General features: G+C 44.2%; 18 protein-coding genes and 5 tRNA genes. 22 read left to right on the top strand and 1 reads right to left on the bottom strand.

The annotated features are described in order from the left end of the window. Positions 1-2,523, top strand: a complete 2,523-nt coding sequence (locus LZG94_RS22090) for a glycosyl hydrolase (RefSeq protein ID WP_233793890.1) — start codon at positions 1-3, stop codon at positions 2,521-2,523. A 1-nt stretch (position 2,524) separates the two neighbouring features. Here the strand turns inward: LZG94_RS22090 and murI are convergent, their stop codons facing one another. Further along, a complete protein-coding gene (murI, locus tag LZG94_RS22085; RefSeq protein WP_215236349.1) occupies positions 2,525-3,334 on the bottom strand; it encodes a glutamate racemase in 810 nt (269 codons plus the stop codon). A 142-nt stretch (positions 3,335-3,476) separates the two neighbouring features. Between murI and LZG94_RS22080 the strand changes: the two genes are divergently transcribed. The 21 genes from LZG94_RS22080 (at position 3,477) to LZG94_RS21980 (ending at position 24,038) form a co-directional block, all read left to right on the top strand. After that, positions 3,477-4,067, top strand: coding sequence for an RNA polymerase sigma factor (locus tag LZG94_RS22080; RefSeq protein ID WP_233793889.1), 591 nt, complete (start codon positions 3,477-3,479; stop codon positions 4,065-4,067). Beyond that, positions 4,048-4,860: a hypothetical protein gene (locus tag LZG94_RS22075; protein ID WP_233793888.1), complete on the top strand. Its 813-nt coding sequence runs from the start codon at positions 4,048-4,050 to the stop codon at positions 4,858-4,860. The genes LZG94_RS22080 and LZG94_RS22075 overlap by 20 nt, the downstream gene beginning before the upstream one ends. Positions 4,861-4,871: 11 nt before the next feature. Beyond that, entirely contained in the window at positions 4,872-5,978 is a 1,107-nt protein-coding gene (locus LZG94_RS22070; protein ID WP_233793887.1) for a hypothetical protein, read from the top strand. Positions 5,979-6,142: 164 nt separating this feature from the next. Next, positions 6,143-6,225 (top strand) — tRNA-Tyr (locus LZG94_RS22065). 55 nt (positions 6,226-6,280) lie between these two features. Then, positions 6,281-6,353: transfer RNA gene (locus LZG94_RS22060), tRNA-Gly, on the top strand. An 87-nt stretch (positions 6,354-6,440) separates the two neighbouring features. Beyond that, a tRNA-Thr gene (locus LZG94_RS22055) sits at positions 6,441-6,512 on the top strand. Next, positions 6,509-6,579 (top strand) — tRNA-Thr (locus tag LZG94_RS22050). The genes LZG94_RS22055 and LZG94_RS22050 overlap by 4 nt, the downstream gene beginning before the upstream one ends. Before the next feature lie 134 nt (positions 6,580-6,713). Further along, positions 6,714-7,901: an elongation factor Tu gene (tuf, locus tag LZG94_RS22045; RefSeq protein ID WP_215236353.1), complete on the top strand. Its 1,188-nt coding sequence runs from the start codon at positions 6,714-6,716 to the stop codon at positions 7,899-7,901. Between the two features lie 100 nt (positions 7,902-8,001). Then, positions 8,002-8,072 (top strand) — tRNA-Trp (locus LZG94_RS22040). Positions 8,073-8,090: 18 nt separating this feature from the next. Then, entirely contained in the window at positions 8,091-8,282 is a 192-nt protein-coding gene (gene secE / locus LZG94_RS22035) for a preprotein translocase subunit SecE (protein WP_149639681.1), read from the top strand. Between the two features lie 23 nt (positions 8,283-8,305). Then, the gene (gene nusG, locus LZG94_RS22030; RefSeq protein ID WP_082216648.1) at positions 8,306-8,860 is read left to right on the top strand and encodes a transcription termination/antitermination protein NusG; all 555 of its coding nucleotides are present in this window, start codon (positions 8,306-8,308) and stop codon (positions 8,858-8,860) included. Positions 8,861-8,933: 73 nt separating this feature from the next. Then, complete coding sequence (rplK, locus tag LZG94_RS22025) at positions 8,934-9,383, top strand: 50S ribosomal protein L11 (RefSeq protein ID WP_026631777.1); 450 nt, start codon at positions 8,934-8,936, stop codon at positions 9,381-9,383. A 33-nt stretch (positions 9,384-9,416) separates the two neighbouring features. Next, complete coding sequence (gene rplA / locus LZG94_RS22020) at positions 9,417-10,115, top strand: 50S ribosomal protein L1 (RefSeq protein WP_215236354.1); 699 nt, start codon at positions 9,417-9,419, stop codon at positions 10,113-10,115. 1 nt (position 10,116) lies between these two features. Then, positions 10,117-10,647: a 50S ribosomal protein L10 gene (rplJ, locus tag LZG94_RS22015; protein ID WP_215236355.1), complete on the top strand. Its 531-nt coding sequence runs from the start codon at positions 10,117-10,119 to the stop codon at positions 10,645-10,647. Positions 10,648-10,732: 85 nt separating this feature from the next. Then, positions 10,733-11,119: a 50S ribosomal protein L7/L12 gene (rplL, locus tag LZG94_RS22010; protein WP_215236356.1), complete on the top strand. Its 387-nt coding sequence runs from the start codon at positions 10,733-10,735 to the stop codon at positions 11,117-11,119. 312 nt (positions 11,120-11,431) lie between these two features. Beyond that, positions 11,432-15,295: a DNA-directed RNA polymerase subunit beta gene (gene rpoB, locus LZG94_RS22005; RefSeq protein WP_233793886.1), complete on the top strand. Its 3,864-nt coding sequence runs from the start codon at positions 11,432-11,434 to the stop codon at positions 15,293-15,295. A gap of 79 nt (positions 15,296-15,374) precedes the next feature. Next, positions 15,375-19,697, top strand: a complete 4,323-nt coding sequence (gene rpoC, locus LZG94_RS22000; RefSeq protein WP_233793885.1) for a DNA-directed RNA polymerase subunit beta' — start codon at positions 15,375-15,377, stop codon at positions 19,695-19,697. 126 nt (positions 19,698-19,823) lie between these two features. Beyond that, positions 19,824-20,150 (top strand): DUF3467 domain-containing protein, encoded by a 327-nt coding sequence (locus LZG94_RS21995; RefSeq protein WP_215236359.1) that lies wholly within the window; start codon positions 19,824-19,826, stop codon positions 20,148-20,150. A 184-nt stretch (positions 20,151-20,334) separates the two neighbouring features. Continuing rightward, complete coding sequence (locus tag LZG94_RS21990; RefSeq protein WP_215236360.1) at positions 20,335-20,799, top strand: (2Fe-2S)-binding protein; 465 nt, start codon at positions 20,335-20,337, stop codon at positions 20,797-20,799. After that, on the top strand, positions 20,799-22,943 hold the full coding sequence (locus tag LZG94_RS21985; protein ID WP_233793884.1) for a molybdopterin cofactor-binding domain-containing protein: 2,145 nt from the start codon (positions 20,799-20,801) through the stop codon (positions 22,941-22,943). Before LZG94_RS21990 ends, LZG94_RS21985 begins: the two co-directional genes overlap by 1 nt. Before the next feature lie 123 nt (positions 22,944-23,066). Then, positions 23,067-24,038, top strand: a complete 972-nt coding sequence (locus tag LZG94_RS21980) for a hypothetical protein (protein WP_233793883.1) — start codon at positions 23,067-23,069, stop codon at positions 24,036-24,038. The last annotated feature ends 138 nt before the right edge of the window (positions 24,039-24,176 follow it).

Here is a 24,176-nt window from a genome sequence, read left to right as displayed (position 1 = left end):
ATGAGGCAACTTCTTATTCTCCTGATTATTCTAAAAAGTCTGTTCATTCAAGCCCAGACCATATCTACGGCCAAACCATGGACCTACTGGTGGTGGATGGGAAGTACTGTGAAGAAAGAGGATATCTTGGCACAGCTCCAATCATTTAAAGCTTCCGGTATTGGCGGAGTACATATTATTCCGATCTATGGTGTAAAGGGATTAGAAAAAGAAGCGATCCCGTTTCTATCGCCGGAGTGGCTTGATGTAATGCAATTTACAGTCACGGAGGGTAAGCGCCTTGGGATTGGTGTTGATATGACAACGGGTACCGGCTGGCCTTTTGGCGGGCCTAATGTATCGGAATCGCTTGCTGCGAAGACAATGGTTGTCCAGAATGGGAAACCACATGTTAATCTCACAAAGCAAAAAGTAAAACGTGCTGCGCCGGGCGGCGAAGGATATGTACTTGATCCTTTTCATGCCAATGCAATGTCCCACTATCTCACTCGGTTCGACTCTGCATTCACAGGTATTGCAGCATTGCCAAGATCCATGTACATGGATTCTTATGAGGCTTACGGAGCCAATTGGACAGCTGATTTTGCAAATGAGTTTAAGAAGAGAAGGAAATATGATATTCTCGAAAACCTAAATGCACTGTCAGACTCGACTCTAAACCCGTCGAGCGAACTGATCAGAATAGACTATCACCAGACTCTTGCTGAGCTTTTACTCGAAAGGTATGCAATTCCCTGGACGAAGTGGAGCAAGGAGAAAGGATTTGTGACTCGCTATCAGGCTCACGGGTCACCTGGAAATTTGCTCGATCTTTACGCCGCTGCGGATATTCCTGAAACAGAATCATTTGGTACGAGCCGGTTCGACATTCCCGGTTTGCGTGTTGATCCCGACTATTCCATTGAGCAGTTTGGAACACCCAATCCATTGGCGATGAAGTTCGCTTCTTCGGCAGCTCATTTAAATGGTAAAAGGCTTGTTAGCTCGGAGACTGGCACGTGGCTTGCGAACCACTTCAAGGTATCACTTTCACAGATCAAGCCGCAGATCGATGAGCTGTTCGCTTCCGGCATTAACCACGTCTTTTATCATGGTACCAATTATTCGCCGCCCGGTGCGCCCTATCCGGGCTGGCTGTTTTACGCGTCTACGCATTTCGGGCCCACATCGCATTTTGCAAAGGAGCTCCCTTTACTGAATCAATATGTAGCGTTTTGTCAGGAGCGACTTCAAAGCAGTAAGCCTGACAATGATATACTTGTGTATTTTCCTATTCATGATCTCTGGGCGACCAGGGCGAAATCTTCAGGTAATATACATTTGCTTGAAGTACATCACGTAGACCGCTGGCTGCTCGATCTGCCTTTTGGCAAACTGTCGCAAAAGTTATGGAATGCGGGCTACACATTCGTTTTCATTTCGGATTTGCAATTGAAGGACTTGAATGTAAAAAGGAACAAACTGCTGACTCCCGCCAATATAACATACAAAACGATTTTGATTCCTTCCAGTACGTATATGCCGATGGAAACGCTCAAAGAGCTGAAACGACTTTCGGCGGCGGGAGTTACGATTATATTCGAGGATAATCTGCCGAAGAAAGTGAGCGGTTATAATGCGCATTCTTCTAATCAACAAGCATTTGAGAAGGAATTACTAGCGTTGCAGAAAAAGGAAAATGTTCAGGTTTCTCCGAATTTGAAAGAAAGTTTCACTAAGAATAAGGTATTTTCCGAGGAGTTAGCCGAAAAGGGACTGACATTTATTCGTAAAAGGACGGAAGCCGGGCGCACGTTATATTTCGTCACAAATCTTGCCAATACTTTCCGGGAAGGTTGGGTAAAACTTGGCGAGGGCGGACATTTTACCCGAATAGATCCGCTTGGTGGGAAATCTGAGATGGCTTTCCGTAAATCAGGAGACAGGCAGGAAGTCTTTTTGCGATTGCTGCCAGGGCAATCCTGCTTTCTAGAATCGACAAAAGAAGCTGGCAAACCAGGCGAAATCGTAACTTATTCGCGAAACTATGAGATCAAAGGGCCGTGGGAAATAACCTTTTTAAATGGCCGACCTTTAAGACCCGCCCCGGCTAAAATGCAGCAACTTGAATCCTGGACAGTTCTGCCTGATTCTGCCAGGTATTTTTCAGGTACTGCCCTTTATAAGATCAGCTTTGATGCGCCGGCTGATCTTAATAAGAGTAAGTCAGTGGTTTTAGATCTGGGGGATGTTCGCGAAACAGCGAATGTAACATTGAATGGGAAAGCATTAGGAACTGTGTGGTGCATTCCGTTTCGGATTGAACTGGATGCTGCGCTTTTCAAAGCAAAAAATAATGAGCTGGAAATTGAGGTAACAAATTTGTCGGCTAATTATATGCGTTTACGAGACACTCAGAAACCGGATTGGAAGCGATTTGAAGATATTAACATTGTTGATATTACTTATAAAAAGTTTGATGCAAGCAAATGGGAACCAATGCCTTCCGGACTTTTGGGCCCCATTAAACTAATTTATGAATAGGCTATTCCCAGAGCGGATAATGCTCTAGCTGGATTTTTCTGCCGAAAAAGATAGAAGTGGATTGTTCGAAAGAGAGGGTATAATCGGATACATAAAATTGCCGGTTGCCGCTTCCCTTTTCATTCACGAGGTAATGCTGTTCCAGCCAGGCGCGGAGCGAATGTGCGACTATTTCAGAAGTGTCGAGGATTTCGATCTGGTCTGCGTAAAACGTTCCTATCTGTTTCTTGATAAGTGGATAATGTGTGCAACCCAGAATAAGCGCTTCAATGCCCGCAAGTGTCGGATCCGATAAGTAGCTTGCAACAATACTTTCACTGATATTATTATCAAAAAAACCTTCCTCTATCATCGGTGCCAGCAAAGGTGTAGCCAGTGATTTCAAATGGATATTCTTCCCGATCGCATCAACTTTCTTTTTGTAGACATTGGATAAAACAGTCTGCTTCGTACCTATTAAACCGATCGTTTTTCCGTCATAATGCTCCTTAATGTAATCTACAACAGGGTCTATCACGTTCAGCACCTTCGCCTTACTGCCAACATATTCCCGAACCAACTCATAAGCAGCTGCCGACGCCGAGTTGCAGGCAATCAGTATCAACTTGCAGTTTTGTTGTAAAAGCATATTACAGATCTTGATTGAATATGCCTGAATAGACGCCGTCGATTTGTCGCCATAGGGAAGGTGAGCGGTATCCCCGAAATATATGGTGTTTTCCAATGGTAGTAACCGGGTAACTGCGCTCGCAACCGTCATACCGCCGATACCGCTATCAAAAATCCCAATAGGTGCTGATGAATCTAGCATAAAACATTTAGTGTCTGGATCAATGCATCAAAGCTAAGAGAAGCTTATTGATTATTTTTTACTAAAAACTACAAAAAACTTCTTAGGGCGTGCAACCTCGTCACAAGTAATAAGCATCTTGCTGTTGAAACCACAAGTTAGAATGGGTAAAATTTTATCACTATTTAGCCAGGAAGCACAACTCGTTAAAGCGCTTAAGAAGGAGGATTCAAAGGCGCAGCGACAAGTGTACGATAAATACAGCACTCGCATGCTGGGTTTATGTTTCCGATATATATGTGATGAAATGGCGGCCGAGGATGTAATGGTGGAAGGATTTTTGAAGGTATTCTCCAAGATCGATCAGTTTAACAGTGACGGAAGTTTTGAAGGCTGGATCCGCCGGATAATGGTCAACGAGTCACTGGGATATCTTCGGAAGCAGAAAAGAATACTGGAAGATAATTTGTCTGACGAGGCGAACAATATACCCGACTACGTGCAAGCCGACCAGAATCTGGATACGCAGGAGCTGCTGGATTTGATAGAACGTCTACCAACGGGATACCGGACAGTTTTCAATCTGTATGCGATTGAAGGTTATGCACATATTGAAATAGCAGAAATGCTGGGAATTAGTGAGAGTACATCCAAATCACAATTGCATCGGGCCCGGGCATTGTTGCAGAAAATGGTTTTGGAATGGGAGAATGATTTTAAAAAAAAAGTAGAATATGAAAAAGCATCCTGTTGATGATCTTTTCAAGCGAAAGCTGAATGACCTGGAAAAAACGCCTTCTGACAATTCATGGCTGAGGATACAGGAAAAGCAAGTACCAAAGCGACGTGTAATGGGTTGGGTGTGGTATGCGGCAGCAAGTACGGTTGTTGGCTTGTTTGGAGGCTATTTAGTTTGGCAACATAGTCAGACAGATGTTACTGTAACCAATAAACAGATTGTAGCGAAGGTGCAGCGGCAGGACAGTATTTTACCAAAAGCAGTTGATGAAAAGACTGTTAAAACTGAAAATACAATTGCAGCGGTACCGAAGGAAAAAATCAAGAAAGAGAGTTTAGTAGTAAGAAAGGCAATTGAGGAAAAGCAAGTGCCGGAGCAACGCAGTTTGAATGAAATAAATGAGGAGCAGCCTGCATTGGCAAAACTGGAAACTAAGCAGCCTGCCGAAAAGTCAATGAATAATAATACATCCTCGTCAGTTGCCAGTCTTCCTGAGGTGAATGATTGGGAGCCGGTAAAAGAAGAGAACAAAACGGCCGGAATAGCAAAAGTAGAGGCTGAGCCCGCTCGGACAATCGTAGTTGCTGTTGAATCGGAATCGGATGATCCGGAGGAGAGACCAAAGGCTTCCAAATTTTCGAAAGTATTTCGTCAGTTAAAGAATGCGAGGGCTGGTGAAAGGGTTGATTGGGAAGAAGTTGGTTTTAATCCCAGAACGCTGGTAGCGAGGGTTGACGACCGGCTGCGCAGTAAAGAAGATAAAACGTCAGATAAGTATCAAGACTCCAAAGACAGAACAAAATTATAATCTATTCAGCCATGAAACGTAAAGTATTTGCCTTGCTGATAATGGTTTTTGCATTTGCTATTATAAATGCAGGAATTTCAAAAGGCTCCGATTTGAACAAGAAATTTGAGAAAGATTCTATTATCGTAACATTTGGAAACAAAACCCGTCTGATCATTTACGGTGAAAACCGAAAAGAACTGGATAAGATCTTGAAATATGATTTGAATGCGCTTCTTAAAGACTTAAAAATAAGATTAGACAGTACACAAGCTGACACAACCTACCTGAGAGAAGAATTTAACGGGAATAATTATCTCAAAAATCAGGATGATAAAGATGAGAAGGATTATGTGAGAATTGGTTTGCGCGGCATTCATGTGAAGGATGGAGATACCAGGGTTTCTATCGACGGAAAGGGTGTTGAAGTCCGAGACGGTGATGATGTAGTTACATCGGATTCAAATTACCGCAGGGTAGGCCGTCGATTTCATAAGTCTGGTAGAAGTTCAAGTCCGAGAAAAGGCTTCAACGTTGCCTTCGGCCTAAATACTTATGGGACTAATGAAACTACGCCGGGGTATAACAAGGCGGGTTATGAGCTCAAACCCTTTGGCTCGCGATTTATCAGCTTGGGTTACATTGCCAGTGCAAAAGTAGTGCAAGGTAAAAATGCGGGATTTCATGTGGATTTCGGTGCGGATTTCTCCTGGTACAATCTAATGTTTGACAATAATAATACAGTAGTTAAGAACACCGAGTACGTTGAGTTCTTGCCGGTTGTCGACAAGAATAACGAGGAAGTGGTAATGAGAAAGAGCAAGCTCGTTGTACCATACGTCAACTTGTCAATCATGCCGACTGTCAGTTTCTCGCATTCCTTCATTTCTTACCTGAGTGCCGGGGTTTACGGCGGATATAAGCTGGGGAGTTACACCAAGCTCCGGGCTGAAGGAAGTAAAGATGTTGACCACGTCCGGAAGAACTTTTACATTGAAGATTTGCGCTATGGGCTTGCAGCGGAAATCGGGATTAGAAAATTTCCAGATCTTTTCGTAAACTATGACCTGAACTATCTGTACGAGGACAAGCGCGGACCCGCTGTAAGAATGTTGAGCTTTGGAGTAAGACTATTTTGAGGATTAAAAACTGCATTGAGAGGCTGGAATCGATATTTTCCGTTTCAGCTTCTTTTTTTATTTATTTTTTTTCAGAAACAATTTGAGAATTTAAGAAAAGGCCATAATTTTGCGACTCCAAAAAGTGGGACAAACGGTTTCGCGGTAGTGTTGAAATGATGTACGGGGGTGTACCAGAGTGGCCAAATGGGGCAGACTGTAAATCTGCTGGTGTATGCCTACGGTGGTTCGAATCCATCCGCCCCCACAGTTTATATCAAGTGTGATCTTGTTACCAGACAAAGGTCAGATATAAAACAGATGCGGAAGTAGCTCAGCTGGTAGAGCGATAGCCTTCCAAGCTATAGGTCGCGAGTTCGAACCTCGTCTTCCGCTCATTTAAAGCACCGTCGAAGCGATTAGCGAAAACATTTCAATGTAACTTTTTCGCTAATCGCTTTTTGGTTCTTACAAGGGTTTGTTGCTTTTGTAGCTCAGGGGTAGAGCACTTCCTTGGTAAGGAAGAGGTCAGGGGTTCAAATCCCCTCAAAAGCTCAGGGATAGAGCACTTCCTTGGTAAGGAAGAGATCAGGGGCGGCCGCCGCGCGGTTCAAATCCCCTCAAAAGCTCGAAAGATTTTGATTCTGTATTTGGTGAATTGGTTTTGAAGGGCTTGGAGTTTTTAAGCTGTGCAGGATCAATAGTTAGTGTAAAATAAATTTGTAATAACTTTTTAATTTTAAGCGTACTTAAGTCATGGCAAAAGAGACGTTTGACCGCTCGAAACCCCACGTAAATATCGGTACTATCGGGCACGTTGACCACGGTAAAACTACCCTTACTGCTGCTATCACAACTGTGTTGGCGAAAAAGGGTTTAGCAGTACTTCGTGATTTCTCATCAATTGATAATGCACCTGAGGAGAAAGAACGTGGTATCACAATTAACACATCCCACGTTGAGTACGCGACAGCAAACCGTCACTATGCTCACGTTGACTGTCCAGGTCACGCGGATTACGTAAAGAACATGGTAACTGGTGCTGCACAGATGGACGGTGCTATCATCGTAGTTGCGGCTACTGACGGACCTATGCCACAAACTCGTGAGCACATTCTTTTGGCTCGCCAGGTTGGTGTTCCTCAGCTTGTTGTATTCATGAATAAAGTGGATATGGTTGATGATCCAGAACTTCTTGAACTTGTTGAAATGGAAATCCGTGAGCTTTTGAGCTTCTACGATTACGATGGAGACAACATTCCTGTAATCCAAGGTTCTGCTTTGGGTGGTTTGAATGGTGAAGAAAAATGGGTTAAAACGATCGAAGAATTGATGGATGCTGTTGACAGCTACATTCCAATTCCTCCACGTATGACTGATCTTCCTTTCTTGATGCCTGTTGAAGACGTATTCTCGATCACTGGTCGTGGTACAGTTGCAACTGGTCGTATCGAAAGAGGAGTAATCAACTCTGGTGAAGCAGTTGATATCCTTGGTATGGGTGCAGAAGGTCTTAAATCAGTAGTAACTGGTGTTGAGATGTTCCGTAAGATCCTTGACCGTGGAGAAGCTGGTGACAACGTAGGTCTTTTACTTCGTGGTATCAACAAAGAAGATATCCGTCGTGGAATGGTAATCTGCAAGCCAGGTTCAGTTAAGCCTCATGCTGCTTTTAAAGGCGAGGTTTATGTACTTTCGAAAGAAGAAGGTGGACGTCACACTCCATTCTTTAACAAATACCGTCCCCAGTTTTACTTCCGTACCACGGACGTAACAGGTGAAATTTCTCTTCCAGCTGGTGTAGAAATGGTTATGCCTGGTGACAACATCACAATTGATGTGAAATTGATCAACAAGATTGCTATGGAAAAAGGTCTTCGTTTCGCGATTCGTGAAGGTGGACGTACCGTAGGTGCTGGTCAGGTGACTGAAATTCTTGACTAATTAGTTAAGTAATAAACGCAAGTGCATTTCTTACGGAATGCACTTGTTTTTTGTAAATAAATTGTATCTTTGCAGCCCGAAAGATCGGTTTGCGCGATAAACGGGTGTAGTTCAAGGGTAGAATAGCGGTCTCCAAAACCGTTGATGGGAGTTCGAATCTCTCCACCCGTGCATATTTTAAAAGGAACAATGGAAAAGTTTACCTCTTTTTTTAAAGCTTCCTGGGAAGAAATCACCCAGCATGTTACTTGGCCTCCATTTAACGAATTGCAGGCTAATACAACATTGGTGCTTGTAGGCTCGCTCATTTTTGCCTTCGTAGTTGGTGTGATGGATTTCGTTTTTGAGAATGCACTAAAACTGTTTTACCAGTCTTTTTAAGGCTATTTTAACCCCTAAATGGTATGAGTAGTCTAAATTGGTTTGTGTTACGGGCGGTGTCTGGACAAGAGAAAAAAATCAAGTCTTACATTGAGAATGAGATAACACGACAAAAATTAAATGAATTCGTTCCGCAGATTCTGATTCCTTCTGAGAAGATTTATGAAATGCGTAATGGGAAAAAGAGAGTGAGGGAAAAGAACTTTTTCCCAGGCTATATTATTATTTCGGCCGACCTTTCAAAAGGAGAAGTACTTCATATTATCACCAGCATTCCCGGAGTCATAGGGTTTCTCGGTAATGCGGAAGGCAATTCAAAAGTCCCCGTTCCATTAAGACAGTCCGAAATCAACAGGATCTTGGGTAAGGTCGACGAAGCTGAGCAGCACGAAGAAGCGCCAAGCATGTCCTTTATCAGAGGAGAAACTGTGAAAGTGGTCGATGGTCCTTTCAGTGGATTTATCGGAGTGGTTGAAGAAGTATTTGACGAGAAGAAAAAACTCAATGTAGTTGTTAAGATATTCGGGCGTAATACACCCGTGGAACTCAGTTACGCACAAGTAGAAAAGGATAGTTGAGAGAATATGGGCAGGTAAGCTTCCACTTGCACTAGGACCGTAATCAATCAATGACCCAACAAATTCCAAAACAATGGCAAAAGAAATAGGTGGATACGTCAAACTACAGGTGAAAGGCGGCCAAGCCAATCCTTCACCTCCGATTGGTCCTGCATTAGGATCAAAGGGTTTGAATATCATGGAGTTTTGCAAGCAATTCAATGGCCGTACCCAGGATAAAATGGGTGTGGTATTGCCGGTAGTTATTACATACTATAAGGATAAGTCTTTTGACTTTGTCATCAAGACTCCCCCGGCCGCTATTTTGCTTCTGGAAGCATCAAAAGTAAAGACAGGTTCGGCTCAGCCAAACCGTTTGAAAGTAGGTTCAGTGTCATGGGATCAGGTTCGTACGATCGCTGAGACTAAAATGCCGGATTTGAATTGCTTTACAATTGATTCTGCTATGAAGATGATCGCGGGAACGGCTCGTAGTATGGGTATCACCGTGGCAGGCAAAGCCCCATGGGAAGAAAACAACTAAGCGTAGGTTTAATACGCTAACGAAACAAAGAACATGGGAAAACTGACCAAAAAGCAAAAAGAAGCGCTTTCGAAATACGACCCAAATCAGGCTTACTCTCTGGAGCAAGCTGCGGACGTTCTTAAAACGATTTCCTACACTAAATTTGATTCTTCGGTAGATATCGACGTTCGCTTAGGCGTTGATCCTCGTAAAGCTGATCAAATGGTACGTGGCGTGGTGACATTACCACACGGAACCGGAAAAGAAGTTCGTGTTTTGGTTCTCTGCACTCCTGATAAGGAAGCAGAAGCGAAAGAGGCAGGAGCAGACTACGTTGGTCTTGACGAGTATATCACTAAGATAGAACAAGGCTGGACTGACATTGACGTGATTATCACTATGCCGAGTGTGATGGCAAAGGTGGGACGGTTAGGTAAGGTTTTAGGTCCTCGCGGATTGATGCCGAACCCTAAATCAGGAACTGTAACTCCGGATGTGGCGAAAGCGGTGAAAGAGGTAAAAGCCGGTAAGATTGATTTCAAAGTTGACAAAACGGGAATTATTCATACCAGCGTTGGAAAGGTTTCTTTTGGAACTGACCAGCTTGCGCAGAATGCACAGGAAGTTATCAATACTTTGATGCGCCTTAAACCATCTTCGGCAAAAGGTACTTATGTAAAGAGCATTCACTTGTCAAGTACGATGAGCCCGGGTGTTGATATTGATAAAAACACGATTCCAGGATTATAATATGACACGGGAAGAGAAAGCAGTAATTATAGACGAATTAAGTCAAAAATTCGCTAGCACTCCATACTTCTATATTACAAGCGCGAACGGAATGTCTGTTGGCGAAGTAAACCAGCTTAGAGGCTTATGCTTTGAGCGTGGAATTGAGTATCGTGTTGTTAAGAATACATTGATAAGAAAAGCGCTAGAAACGTTAGATACAGACTATTCCTCATTCGACGAAGTGTTGAAAGGATTTTCTGGAGTAATGTTTCACCCGGAGTCAGGCAAAGTACCTGCACAATTGATTAAAGAATTCAAGAAAAAATCAGGTAGCGATAAGCTTAAATTTAAAGGAGCTTCTGTTGATACTGCGGTTTTTGTTGGTGAAAGCCAGCTTGACGTTCTTATTTCTCTGAAATCAAAACAAGAAATGATCGGAGAAATAATTGGATTGTTGCAATCACCTGCTAAAAATGTTATCGGCGCCCTTCAAAGCGGTGGAAACAAATTGGCTGGTATTCTTAAGACTTTGTCTGAAAAAGAAGACTAATTAAATAGCCAGGCTTGGCTCTCCGGGTTTAATAAAACAGAGCTTTAAAATCATCTTATTGTATAATCAAAAAATCTAAATAAAAATGGCAGATTTGAAAGCTTTCGCAGAACAGCTTGTTAACCTTACGGTTAAAGAAGTGAACGAATTGGCTACAATTCTTAAAGACGAGTACGGTATTGAGCCTGCTGCTGCTGGTGCAGTTATGGTTGCAGGTCCTGCTGGTGGCGGTGGTTCGGATGCTCCTGTTGCTGAAGAGAAGACATCTTTTGATGTAATCTTGAAAGCAGCTGGCGCAAGCAAACTTGCTGTTGTGAAATTGGTTAAAGACCTTACTGGTCTTGGACTGAAAGAAGCGAAAGAACTAGTTGACGGCGCTCCAAAACCTGTTAAAGAAGGAGTTGCAAAAGACGAAGCGGAAGCTTTGAAAAAACAACTTGAAGAAGCAGGTGCAGAAGTTGAAGTGAAGTAATTTGCTTTGCTGCATTAACTTATAATTTAAGGAATAGGCCTGACAATCGTCAGGTCTATTCCTATTTTGTGTTTTACCAAACGAAAATGCTTTTTTTTTCGTTTGTAATAGAAGGCCCTGCTTATTCATATCGCAGTCACCTTACTTCTTCAATGATCTGCCCGAAACACTTCTTTACTCGTAGAAAAGATAGAAAAGGGGCGGTTATTTATTCTTCTACGAGGCATTAGATTAGGTTTAAAACTAATTAATACCGGACGCATTGAACAGTCGGCGTACCGGTTTTTCTTCTAACCCAAATCAGACATAGCCTTGGCTACAATTAAAGCAACACCTAGAAAAAATTTCTCGAGGATTAATCAGATTATCGATTATCCGGATCTGCTAGGAATCCAGGTACAGTCGTTCCGGGATTTTTTCAGTTTGGATACATCGGTTGAAGACCGTTCAGGGGAAGGATTGTACAAAGTTTTCGCTGAAAACTTTCCAATTGCCGATTCACGCGACAATTTCGTTTTGGAGTTCATTGATTATCTTCTTGAACCACCAAAATACTCTGTTGATGAATCCATCGATCGCGGACTTACTTATGCGGTTCCGCTTAAAGCGAAGTTACGGCTGATTTGTAACGACGCAGATCACGAAGAATTTGAAACCATTGAACAGGAAGTTTTCCTAGGAAACATTCCTTACATGACCGAAAGGGGTTCATTTGTAATCAATGGTGCTGAGCGTGTAATCGTTTCTCAGCTTCACCGTTCGCCAGGTGTGTTCTTCTCGATGAGCAAGCACACAAATGGCTCTAAATTATATTCTGCACGTATTATTCCATTCAAAGGATCGTGGATCGAGTTCTCGACCGACGTGAATAATGTGATGTACGCTTACATTGACCGTAAGAAAAAATTCCCGGTTACTACGCTTTTGAGGGCAATAGGTTTTGGCTCTGATAAAGATATCCTTGACTTATTTGGGTTGTCAGAGGAAATCAGTGCGACTCCTGCTAACCTGAAAAAAGCGGTCGGCAGAAGATTAGCTGCGAGGGTACTTCGCACCTGGACTGAGGATTTCGTAGATGAAGATACTGGTGAAGTAGTTTCTATTCAGCGTAATGAAGTTTTGCTGGAAAGAGATTCGACTATTTCTGCCGATGACATTGATGTAATCACGGAATCAGGTCAGAAATCAGTGATTCTTCATAAAGAAGATATGAATGTGGCGGATTATAATATTATCTACAATACGCTGCAAAAAGATAGCTCAAACTCTGATAAAGAGGCAGTTGAGCAAATTTACCGCCAATTGCGTAATGCTGAGGCACCGGACGAACAAACTGCTCGCGATGTTATCCAGAGCTTGTTCTTCAGTGACAAACGTTATGACCTTGGTGATGTTGGCCGTTACAGGATCAACAAGAAATTGGGATCTGACACAAGTCTTGACGTTCGCGTTTTGACTACCGGTGATATTGTTTCAATCGTGAAGTATCTGATCGGTCTGATCAATGCAAAAGCGGTTGTCGATGATATTGACCACTTGTCAAACCGTCGTGTGCGTACAGTAGGCGAGCAGCTTTATGCTCAGTTTGGTGTAGGTCTTGCGCGTATGGCGCGTACCATTAAGGAACGTATGAATGTACGTGATAATGAAGATTTCAAGCCCGTTGATTTGATCAATGCTCGTACGCTTTCTTCTGTTATCAACTCATTCTTTGGTACCAACCAGCTTTCTCAATTTATGGATCAAACCAATCCATTGGCTGAGATTACGCACAAACGTCGTATGTCTGCTCTTGGGCCTGGTGGTCTTTCACGTGAAAGAGCGGGCTTTGAGGTTCGTGACGTTCACTACACGCACTATGGTCGTCTTTGTACGATTGAAACGCCGGAAGGTCCAAACATTGGTTTGATTTCATCTCTTTGCGTATTTGCCAAAGTAAATGGAATGGGCTTTATCGAAACTCCTTACCGTGTCATTGATGGCGCAGGTAAGCTGACCGATGAGCTGATATATATGACTGCCGAAGAAGAAGATTCCAAATACATCGCACAAGCCAACGCGTCTGTCGATAAAGAAGGAAACTTTACGGTTGAGAAAATTAAGACCCGTTTCGAAGGTGACTTCCCGATGGTTGATCCATCTCAGGCATCTTATATGGACGTTGCTGCAAATCAGATTGTTTCCGTGGCAGCTTCACTTATTCCATTCCTGGAACATGATGATGCGAACCGTGCGTTGATGGGATCGAACATGCAGCGTCAAGGTGTTCCTTTGCTGCGCCCACAAGCGCCAATCGTAGGAACTGGCCTTGAAAAACGTGTTGCAATGGATTCACGTGCATTGGTTGTGGCGGAAGGTGACGGTGTAATCGAATTTGTTGACGCTAAGAAAATTGTTGTCAAATACGATAGAACAGAAGAAGATCGTCTGGTAAGCTTTATTGAAGATAGCGTTTCTTATGATCTCGTTAAATTCCGTCGAACCAACCAGGACACTTGTCTGAACCTTCAACCAATGGTTTTGAAAGGTCAAAAAGTGAAGAAGGGAGAGGCGCTTTGCCAGGGTTATGGTACAGAAGGTGGAGAACTTGCGCTAGGTCGTAACTTGTTGGTTGCGTTCATGCCTTGGCAGGGATACAACTTCGAGGATGCGATCGTAATTTCTGAGAAAGTGGTACGTGAAGATATCTTCACATCTATTCACATTGAAGAATTCGAGCTTGAAGTTCGTGATACAAAACGTGGTGAAGAAGAATTAACTGCTGAGATTCCAAACGTAAGCGAGGAAACGGTTAAGAATTTGGATGAAAATGGTATTGTTCAGGTTGGTACAGAAGTAAAAGAAGGGGATATACTTATAGGTAAGATCACTCCAAAAGGAGAGTCTGATCCAACTCCGGAAGAAAAGTTACTTCGTGCGATCTTTGGTGACAAAGCTGGTGATGTAAAGGATGCTTCGAAAAAGGCGCCGCCATCAATGAAAGGTGTCGTTATCGATACCAAGCTTTTCTCTCGCCCTACAAAGGAAGAGCGTGCGAAACACAAAGACGAACTGCGTCTGTTAATGAAAAAGTATGGTCGTGATCTAACTGCTTTACGTGGAAGGATTGTTGACAAACTTGTTCAGCTTACTGACGGAAAAACAACTCAGGGAGTTAAGCACAAATTCGGTGATGAGTTGATCAGCAAAGGAATGAAGTTTAACGTGAGAAATATCTCTGAGAACTTGTTCCCTGCAAACAACCCTTACCGCGATGAAAGCCAATATGCAGTTCCGGAGGAAGTTAACCTTATTGGAGATGTATTGACCGATTCTTGGACAGAAGATGCAGATACTAACCGCCAGGTTTCATTGGTACTGAAAAATTACCTGAATGCAAGAAGTGAAATTATGGGTCGTTTTAAACGCGATCGTTTCGCGCTTGAAGTAGGTGATGAGCTTCCAGCTGGAATCGTGAAATTGGCGAAAGTATACATCGCTAAGAAACGTAAATTGAAAGTTGGGGATAAAATGGCAGGTCGTCACGGTAACAAAGGGGTTGTTGCCCGTATTGTTCGTGATGAAGATATGCCATTCCTTGAAGACGGAACACCAATGGATATCGTGTTGAACCCACTTGGGGTGCCTTCACGTATGAACATTGGTCAGATATATGAAACCATTCTTGCCTGGGCTGGTCTAAAATTGGGTCGTCGCTATGCTACTCCGATCTTCGATGGAGCTACGGAAGCAGAAGTTGCGGCTGAGTTGAAAGAAGCTGGTTTGCCAGACTGGGGACGTACATTCCTTTACAACGGTTTGAGCGGAGAGCGTTTCGATCAGCCAATTACAGTTGGTTTGATGTACATGATGAAGCTGGGTCACTTGGTTGACGATAAGATGCACGCGCGTTCTATCGGGCCATACTCACTCATCACGCAGCAACCGCTTGGTGGTAAAGCACAATTCGGAGGTCAGCGTTTTGGAGAAATGGAAGTGTGGGCGCTTGAAGCATTCGGTGCATCTCACATTCTTCAGGAAATCCTTACCGTTAAATCTGATGACGTGGTGGGTCGTGCCAAAGCATATGAAGCAATCGTGAAAGGTGAAAACCTTCCGAAACCAAATATTCCGGAGTCATTCAACGTACTTGTTCACGAGCTTCGTGGATTAGCATTGGAGATTACACTGGACTAATATTTAGTCGTTGGCGCGGGAAACCGCGCCATAATGAAATCAATTGAGTTTCGACTAACAGACAAACGACTTTTTAATTATGTCTTTCAAAAAGAACAAAAAACTTAATAGTGATTTTTCCAGAATGACGATCAGTCTGGCTTCACCTGAGTCTATCCTTGAGAGCTCATTCGGTGAAGTAACCCAGCCTGAAACCATCAACTACCGGACTTACAAGCCGGAGATGGGCGGATTATTCTGCGAAAGAATCTTCGGACCTGTGAAGGACTGGGAATGTCATTGTGGGAAATACAAACGTATCCGTTACAAAGGAATCATCTGCGACCGTTGTGGTGTAGAAGTTACTGAGAAAAAGGTGCGTCGTGAGCGTATGGGCCACATTGAATTGGTGGTTCCAGTTGCGCATATCTGGTATTTCCGCAGCTTACCGAACAAAATCGGTTACCTGTTGGGACTTTCTACCAAGAAATTGGATCAAATTATTTATTACGAGCGATATGCAGTTGTTCAAGCTGGTATCAAGGAAGAAGACGGCGTTGGCTATCTTGATTTCTTGACCGAAGATGAATATCTGGATATCATCGACAAGTTGCCACGCGAAAACCAAATGCTTCCTGATACGGATCCAAATAAGTTTATCGCGAGAATGGGTGCTGATGCGCTTGAAATGCTTTTAAACCGGATTAAACTGGATGAGCTTTCATACGAACTTCGTCACCAGGCAGCAACGGACACTTCCCAGCAACGTAAAGCAGAAGCATTAAAGCGTCTGAAAGTTGTTGAAGCATTCCGGGATGCAAATACACGTATCGAAAACCGTCCTGAATGGATGGTGATCAAGATGGTTCCGGTTATTCCACCAGAACTTCGTCCGCTTGTGCCTTTGGATGGTGGTCGTTTCGCGACTTCCGATTTGAATGACCTTTATCGTCGTGTGATCATTCGGAACAACCGTTTGAAGCGTCTGATCGAGATCAAAGCACCAGAGGTGATCTTGCGTAACGAAAAAAGGATGTTGCAGGAAGCGGTAGATTCGCTTTTCGATAACAGCCGTAAAGTAAATGCAGTGCGTTCAGAAGGTAACCGTGCATTGAAATCACTTTCTGACATGCTGAAAGGTAAGCAAGGACGTTTCCGTCAAAACTTGCTTGGTAAGCGTGTCGATTATTCTGGTCGTTCGGTAATTGTTGTAGGACCAGAATTGAAGTTGCACGAGTGCGGTTTGCCAAAAGATATGGCGGCAGAATTATTCAAGCCGTTCATTATCCGTAAGCTGATCGAACGTGGAATTGTTAAAACTGTAAAATCAGCGAAGAAGATCGTAGATCGTAAAGATCCTGTGATCTGGGATATTTTGGAAAACGTTTTGAAAGGACACCCTGTTCTGCTTAACCGTGCTCCAACATTGCACAGGTTGGGTATTCAAGCATTCCAGCCTAAACTAATCGAAGGAAAAGCGATTCAATTGCACCCATTGGTTTGTACTGCATTCAACGCTGACTTTGACGGTGACCAGATGGCGGTACACGTACCACTGGGTCAGGAAGCCGTTTTGGAAGCTTCAATGTTGATGCTTTCGTCACATAACATTCTTAACCCTGCCAATGGTGCACCGATTACGGTTCCATCACAAGACATGGTTTTGGGTCTGTATTATGTAACAAAAGGTCGCATAAGCACTCCTGAATATCCGATTATCGGAGAAGGAATGATTTTCTACGGTCCGGACGAAGTTATCATCGCGATCAACGAAGGCAAACTTTCGAAACATGCGAATATCAAGTGCCGTCTGCGTGTTCGTAATGACGACGGGACTTTTGAAATAAAATTGGTAGAAACCGTTGCCGGTCGTATCCTGTTCAACCAGGCCGTGCCAGCAGAGGTAGGTTATATCAATGAACTGTTGACCAAGAAAAAATTACAACAGATCATTGGTTTGGTATTCAAACTGGCGGGTGTTGCCCGTACAGCTCAATTCCTGGATGAAATCAAAGAGCTTGGTTTCCAAATGGCCTTCAAAGGCGGTTTGTCCATGGGATTGAACGACGTGATGGTACCGGACGAAAAAGTGAAACTGATCGAGCAAGCGAAACTGGACGTGGAAAACGTTTGGAGCAACTACTTGATGGGCCTTATCACTGAAAACGAACGTTACAACCAGGTTATCGATATCTGGACACGTGTTAACTCACGCATTACAGAGACGTTGATGAAGCAATTGGAAACTGACCAGGGCGGATTCAACTCCATTTATATGATGATGCACTCAGGTGCACGTGGTTCGCGCGAGCAGATCCGTCAGCTGGGTGGAATGAGGGGTCTTATGGCCAAGCCTCAGAAAAACATCGCGGGTGGTGCAGGTGAAATCATCGAGAACCCTATCCTTTCCAACTTTAAAGAAGGTTTGGACGTTCTTGAATACTTTATCTCAACACACGGTGCACGTAAAGGTCTTGCCGATACAGCCTTGAAAACGGCTGATGCGGGTTACCTGACACGTCGTCTCCATGACGTAGCACAAGATGTTGTTGTTATTGAAACAGATTGCGGATCACTTCGTGGAATTGCAATTTCTGCTTTGAAAGACAATGAAGATATCGTTGAGCCACTTTCTGAACGTATCCTGGGTCGTGTGAGTGTTCACGATGTATTTGATCCTTTGTCTAACGAAATGATCCTGGCTTCTGGTCAGGAAATTACGGAAGAGATCGCTTCTTACATTGATGAAACCAGCATTGAAACAGTTGAGATCCGTTCGGTATTGACTTGCGAAACACGTAATGGTGTTTGTGCGAAATGCTACGGACGTTCATTGGCTTCTGCCCATATGGTTAACATTGGTGAAGCTGTTGGTGTAATCGCATCGCAGTCAATCGGTGAGCCGGGAACGCAGTTGACACTTCGTACATTCCACGTCGGTGGTACTGCTTCTAACATTTCCGTTGAAGCGAACATCAAGGCGAAATTCGATGGTGTAATCGGTTTTGAAGATCTTCGTTTGGTTCAGTCTGTTAATTCAGAAGGAGATGAGGTGACAGTAGTAATGGGTCGTTCAGGAGAGGTTAAAATTACTAACCCTGAAACAGGCCAGTTGCTGATCTCGAACAACGTTCCTTATGGAGCGCACTTATTGGTAAAAGATGGAGAGAAGGTTCAGAAGGGACAAGAACTTTGTACCTGGGATCCATATCACGCAGTAATCCTTTCTGAATTCACCGGAAACGTTTCTTTCGATGCAATTGAAGAAGGTATTACATATCGTGAAGAATTTGATGAGCAAACCGGTTTCCAGGAATCTGTGATCATTGAAACACGTGATAAAACCAAAAACCCTGCATTAGTGGTAAAAGGTAAGAGCACGTTGTTGAAAGATCAGACAGAAAAAGGCTATAACCTTCCTGTTGGAGCGCGTTTGGTTGTGAAGAATGGCATAGCGATCAAAGCTGGTCAGCCGCTGGCAAAAATCCCTCGTGTGGTTGGTAAAACCCGCGATATTACGGGAGGTCTGCCACGTGTAACGGAATTATTCGAAGCACGTAACCCTTCCAACCCTGCAACTGTTTCTGAAATCGATGGTGTAGTTTCTTATGGAGGTGTGAAACGCGGTAACCGTGAAATTCATATCGAATCAAGAGACGGAACACAACGTCGCTACATGGTAGCACTCTCGAAACACATTCTGGTTCAGGATGGTGACTTTGTAAGAGCCGGTGACCCGCTTTCTGACGGTGCTATCACTCCTGCGGATATCCTTTCTATTAAAGGACCAACTGCTGTTCAGGAATATCTGGTAAATGAAATTCAGGAAGTATACCGTCTGCAAGGTGTGAAGATCAACGATAAGCATATCGAATGTATCGTACGCCAAATGATGCAGAAAGTGGAGATCCTGGATGCAGGAGATACCAATTTCCTCGAAATGCAGCCAGTTGACCGCGTTTTGTTCCGTGAAGAAAACGATAAGATCCTTGATCTGAAAGTTGTTGAAGATGCTGGTAGCTCCGAGACACTGAAACCTGGTATGATCGTTTCTGTACGCCGCTTGCGTGACGAAAATTCAAGCTTGAAACGTCGCGACCTTAAACTGGTCGTTGCACGTGATGCGCAGGCAGCTGTTGCGAAACCTACTTTGATGGGTATTACGCAAGCTTCTTTGGGTACCGAAAGTTTCGTTTCTGCGGCTTCGTTCCAGGAAACTACAAAGGTATTGAGCGAAGCGGCTGTTCGTGGAAAACGCGACGAACTGAAAGGCTTGAAAGAAAACGTGATCGTAGGTCACTTGATCCCGGCCGGTACAGGAATGCGCCAATACGAAAGTCTGATCGTAGGTTCGAAAGAAGAATTCGATGCACTTACTGATTCCCGTGACAGACAGTCGCGTAAGAAAAAAGAATTAGTGTAGTAAATAAATTAGAATAAAAAGAGCCGGCCCGCAGCAATGCAGGCCGGCTCTTTGCTTTTAGGTGCTGCTATTTTTTAGTAATTTCCGAAATCCATTTCAGCTCGAAGCTGTTTTAAAAATCATCCAATGAAAGAAGATAAGGAAAACGAGCAACAAATTAATGTAGAATTGTCTGAGGAAATGGCTGAGGGAGTATACTCCAATCTTGCCATGATAGCGCATTCCAACAGCGAATTTATTCTGGATTTTATACGTCTGATGCCCGGAGTGCCTCGTGCAAAAGTGAAGGCGCGTATTATAGTGACACCTGAACACGCAAAAAGACTCGTTGCGGCACTAAAAGATAATATTCAGAAATATGAAGATCAATACGGCCCAATACAGAATTCGTCTGATATTGATCCCTCTTTCAATTTCCCCATCAGTTTCGGAGGCCCTGGTGGCGAAGCCTGATATCAGTTCTTACTATATTCACCGCTGTCGACACTAAATACCCAGTAAATCAACTACTTCTGATTCTTTTGAGAGCTGCTGCCCCGGCTGGATGCCCCGCGGGATGCCGAGGTATTTTTTGCCAAATTTTGTAACTTGTTATTTGTTACGCAGAATCGATAATTCAGCACTCAAATTATTCACCATGGCTTTATTCAAACTTTCAATTAACAACCGCAGCTACGATGCGGATGTCGAGCAGGATACCCCGCTCTTGTGGGTGCTGCGAGATAACTTAGGATTGGTCGGTACGAAATACGGTTGCGGTATTGCGCAATGCGGCGCCTGCACCGTTCATTTGGACGGAAAGGCAGTCAGGTCGTGCGTTTTGCCGGTGTCAGCAGTAGGCAAAGGAAAAGTGACAACGATTGAAGGTCTATCAGAAAAAGGCGACCACCCTGTTCAGAAAGCTTGGGATGAAGTGGATGTAGCACAATGTGGCTATTGCCAGGCGGGACAGATCATGACAGCTGCTGCATTATTGAAGGAAAAGCCAAAACCTACTGATCAGGAAATTGTAACAACCATGAGCGGAAATCTTTGCCGCTGCGGTACCTATCACCGAATCCGGGAAGCAGTGAAAGTTGCAGCCTCTAAATCCAACCAATAATGAAAACACTAGATCAAACTTCCAGACGTGATTTTATGAAAATTGCGGCTGCGGCAGGCGGTGGACTGTTTTTAGGGTTTAATTGGACAAACTCAAACGCACTTCCAGTAGTAGTTGACGCCCGTTCTATTGCAGCCGGCTCTATTCATTTCAATGCATATCTTTCCATTGGAACAGACAATATCATCACCATAGTGTCCCCGAACCCCGAAATCGGGCAGGGTATCAAAACGGCATTTCCGATGGTAGTAGCAGAGGAGCTGGATGCGGATTGGAAACTGGTAAAAACAGTGCAGGGGAACCTGGATACTACGATTTTCGAGCGGCAGGTAACAGGCGGTAGCGGCGCGGTTCCGCATTCGTGGGAAAGGCTGCGTAACGCCGGCGCCACAGCCCGGCATTTACTGATCGAGGCGGCGGCATCGACGTGGAAAGTGCCAGCGGCAGAATGCAGTACTGAAAATGGCAATGTTTTACATAAAACTTCCGGCAAATCGCTGACTTACGGGCAGCTGGCAGAAGCAGCTTCCAAACTCGAAGCTCCGAAAGAAGTGAAGCTGAAAAGCGAAAAAGATTTTAAACTGATCGGGCAATCGGTCAGGAATGTAGATAACCTTGATATTGCAACCGGAAAACCACTTTTCGGACTTGATTTTTATCGGGAAGGAATGCTGTTTGCTTTAATTCAGAGACCGAAAGCATTTGGATTAAAACTAAAATCTGTGAATGCTGAGGCTGCCAAGGCAATGCCCGGAATTGTTGATGTGGTCACATTTGAAAACAGTGTGGCGGTAGTCGGCAAATCTACCTGGCAGGTGAAAAAAGCCAAGGGTGCACTAAAGATAGAATACGAAAAAGGCGCTGAACTGGAAAGTACCGCTGATCATAACCGGATTTTCACCCAATTAATGGACAATGGTGAAGCGACTGTCCGGAGGAAAAACGGAGACGTGGAAGCTGCATTCAAAGGAGCATCCAAAGTGATCAAGGCTGAATACCAATGTCCGTTCCTGCCGCATAGCCCGCTGGAACCGATGAACTTTTTCGCACACGTACGCGAAGATGGCGTGGAATTGGTAGGCCCGACCCAAACGCCGGACCGTGCACGGACAGAAGTTGCAAAGCTGACCGGCATTGCGCCTGAGAAGATTACCGTTGAAATCACGCGTCAGGGTGGCGGGTTTGGCAGAAGGCTCGCTGCCGATTTTGTATTGGAAGCCGCTCACGTTTCGAAGCTTGTTAAAGCGCCCGTTAAGGTAATTTGGACACGTGAAGATGATATGACAGGCGGCATTTATCGTCCCGCAGTCAGGTACCGCTTCGAAGCTGCTTTGGATAAAAATGGAGAAATGATCGGGTATAAGTTGCGTGGGGTAGGTATTAATTCTGGTAACCCGACCCGCGAAGACAATTTTCCGTCCGGATCTGTAGATAACCTGCTGATCGATTCGGTAGAACATAAATCGCCGATTACAACCGGACCGTGGCGCGCACCGATCACCAACTTCCTCGCTTTCGCAGAACAATCTTTTCTGGATGAAGTGGCCGAGGCCGCTGGAAAAGACCCGGTTGCATTCAGGTTGGCGCTATTAGAGAAAGCCAAAAAATCACCCGCAGGAGAAGTTAAGTACGATGTCGACAGAATGATCGGGGTGATCAAAATGGCGGCGGAGAAAAGTAACTGGGGTAAGAAAAAAGGCGTTTTCCAGGGATTTAGCGTATATTTCTCTCACCGCTCATACGTAGCGCAGGTAGGAGAAGTTGCAATGGAAAAAGGCAAACCTGTATTGAAGAACGTGATCGCCGCAGTGGATTGCGGTATTGTGATCAACAAAAGTGGCTCTTTACAGCAGGTACGCGGTGGAGTAGTGGACGGAGTTGGCCACGCGATGTACGGCAATATGACCTTCAAGGATGGAGCCCCCGACCAGACCAACTTCAACGGTTTCAGGCTTATAAGAATGAGCGAAATTCCTGAAGTGGACGTACACTTTGTGGATAACGGTATTTCACCGACAGGTTTGGGAGAACCTGCATTACCGCCAGCCGGTGGGGCGGTTGCGAATGCGTTTTACAAAGCCACCAAGCAGCGCCTCAGGAACCAACCGTTTATAAACGAAGACGCTTTTAAAGGAATTTCCTAAGTTTTAAAGGAAGCATATAGTCAGACAGTAAGGTGAAATGTAGTGTTGCATTTTTATCTTACTGTCTTTTTTAATAACCCGTATTTCTATTTTTTACCCAAATTCCTAAACATCAACGCTTGCATGAAAATTAAAATCAGTTTCATCATCGCCCTGCTGTGCATTTGCGCAACTGCGTTCAGGCTGGCCGATTTTCCATCCACCGATATTACGAATGGAATCATTAAAGCAAAACTATATCTCCCTGACGCAGAAAAAGGATATTACCGCGGCACGCGCTTCGATTGGGGTGGCGTAGTGCCAAGTCTGGAATACAATGGTCATTCTTATTTCGGGAAATGGAACCAGGCGCCTTACGCCCCTAAGTTACACGATGCGATTATGGGACCGGTAGAAGAATTCGTCGCGCTGAATTTCGATGAAGCCAAAGCGGGCGAGACCTTTGTGAAGATCGGTGTGGGCACGTTAGTTAAGCCAGACGATAAGAAATATGCATTTGCAACGAATTATGAGGTTAGAAATCCCGGGAAATGGAAGGTGACCAGGGGAAAAGACAAAGTTGAGTTTGTCCACGAATTGAAAGATCCTTCCGGCTACTCCTACATCTACACCAAAACCCTGAGACTGGTACCCGGCAAGCCTGAACTGGTATTGGAACATACCTTGAAAAATACCGGCACAAAAACGATAGAGACCAGCACTTACAACCACAACTTTTTCATGATCGATAACGAGCCTTCCAATGAAAACATCCGGATCGTTTTCCCATTTGAAGTGACAGGCGAGGGGAGCGGATTTGGTAGTATTATCAAACCTGCGGGCAAGCAGCTAGTCTATACGCGGCAAGTGGTGAATGGCGATCAGGTTTTCAGCAGTGGGCTCCAAGGTTTCGGCTCCTCCGCGAAGGATTATGATATCCGTATTGAAAACACCAAAAGCAAAGCGGGCGTTAGAATGACCTGCGACAAGCCGCTCGAAAAACTGGTGTACTGGGCGTGCCCTACTACTTCTTGTCCGGAGCCTTATATTAAAATTAGCGCAGCGCCGGGTAAAGAAGATAAATGGAAGGTCAGCTACGAATTTTATACTTTCTGACGGCCAAGCAAATTTCGATTGTCCCAAAATGATGCGAATTATTTCTATGTAGATTTTCTATAAGCGAAGTCGGCAAATTATTGGATGTCTGGGTATTAGTGTACGCAAATTGTGTATTAACCAGCCGAACTTTGAATG

It is taken from the genome of Dyadobacter sp. CY343 (assembly GCF_021390335.1).
Classification (GTDB): domain Bacteria; phylum Bacteroidota; class Bacteroidia; order Cytophagales; family Spirosomataceae; genus Dyadobacter.
This window is presented reverse-complemented; position numbering and strand designations above follow the sequence as displayed.

Bases quoted from the DNA above. Each gene is read 5' to 3' on its own strand.
- LZG94_RS22090 (WP_233793890.1), top strand. From the start codon at position 1: ATGAGGCAACTTCTTATTCTCCTGATTATTCTAAAAAGTCTGTTCATT.
- murI (WP_215236349.1), bottom strand. From the start codon at position 3,334: ATGCTAGATTCATCAGCACCTATTGGGATTTTTGATAGCGGTATCGGC.
- LZG94_RS22080 (WP_233793889.1), top strand. From the start codon at position 3,477: ATGGGTAAAATTTTATCACTATTTAGCCAGGAAGCACAACTCGTTAAA.
- LZG94_RS22075 (WP_233793888.1), top strand. From the start codon at position 4,048: ATGAAAAAGCATCCTGTTGATGATCTTTTCAAGCGAAAGCTGAATGAC.
- LZG94_RS22070 (WP_233793887.1), top strand. From the start codon at position 4,872: ATGAAACGTAAAGTATTTGCCTTGCTGATAATGGTTTTTGCATTTGCT.
- tuf (WP_215236353.1), top strand. From the start codon at position 6,714: ATGGCAAAAGAGACGTTTGACCGCTCGAAACCCCACGTAAATATCGGT.
- secE (WP_149639681.1), top strand. From the start codon at position 8,091: ATGGAAAAGTTTACCTCTTTTTTTAAAGCTTCCTGGGAAGAAATCACC.
- nusG (WP_082216648.1), top strand. From the start codon at position 8,306: ATGAGTAGTCTAAATTGGTTTGTGTTACGGGCGGTGTCTGGACAAGAG.
- rplK (WP_026631777.1), top strand. From the start codon at position 8,934: ATGGCAAAAGAAATAGGTGGATACGTCAAACTACAGGTGAAAGGCGGC.
- rplA (WP_215236354.1), top strand. From the start codon at position 9,417: ATGGGAAAACTGACCAAAAAGCAAAAAGAAGCGCTTTCGAAATACGAC.
- rplJ (WP_215236355.1), top strand. From the start codon at position 10,117: ATGACACGGGAAGAGAAAGCAGTAATTATAGACGAATTAAGTCAAAAA.
- rplL (WP_215236356.1), top strand. From the start codon at position 10,733: ATGGCAGATTTGAAAGCTTTCGCAGAACAGCTTGTTAACCTTACGGTT.
- rpoC (WP_233793885.1), top strand. From the start codon at position 15,375: ATGTCTTTCAAAAAGAACAAAAAACTTAATAGTGATTTTTCCAGAATG.
- LZG94_RS21995 (WP_215236359.1), top strand. From the start codon at position 19,824: ATGAAAGAAGATAAGGAAAACGAGCAACAAATTAATGTAGAATTGTCT.
- LZG94_RS21990 (WP_215236360.1), top strand. From the start codon at position 20,335: ATGGCTTTATTCAAACTTTCAATTAACAACCGCAGCTACGATGCGGAT.
- LZG94_RS21985 (WP_233793884.1), top strand. From the start codon at position 20,799: ATGAAAACACTAGATCAAACTTCCAGACGTGATTTTATGAAAATTGCG.
- LZG94_RS21980 (WP_233793883.1), top strand. From the start codon at position 23,067: ATGAAAATTAAAATCAGTTTCATCATCGCCCTGCTGTGCATTTGCGCA.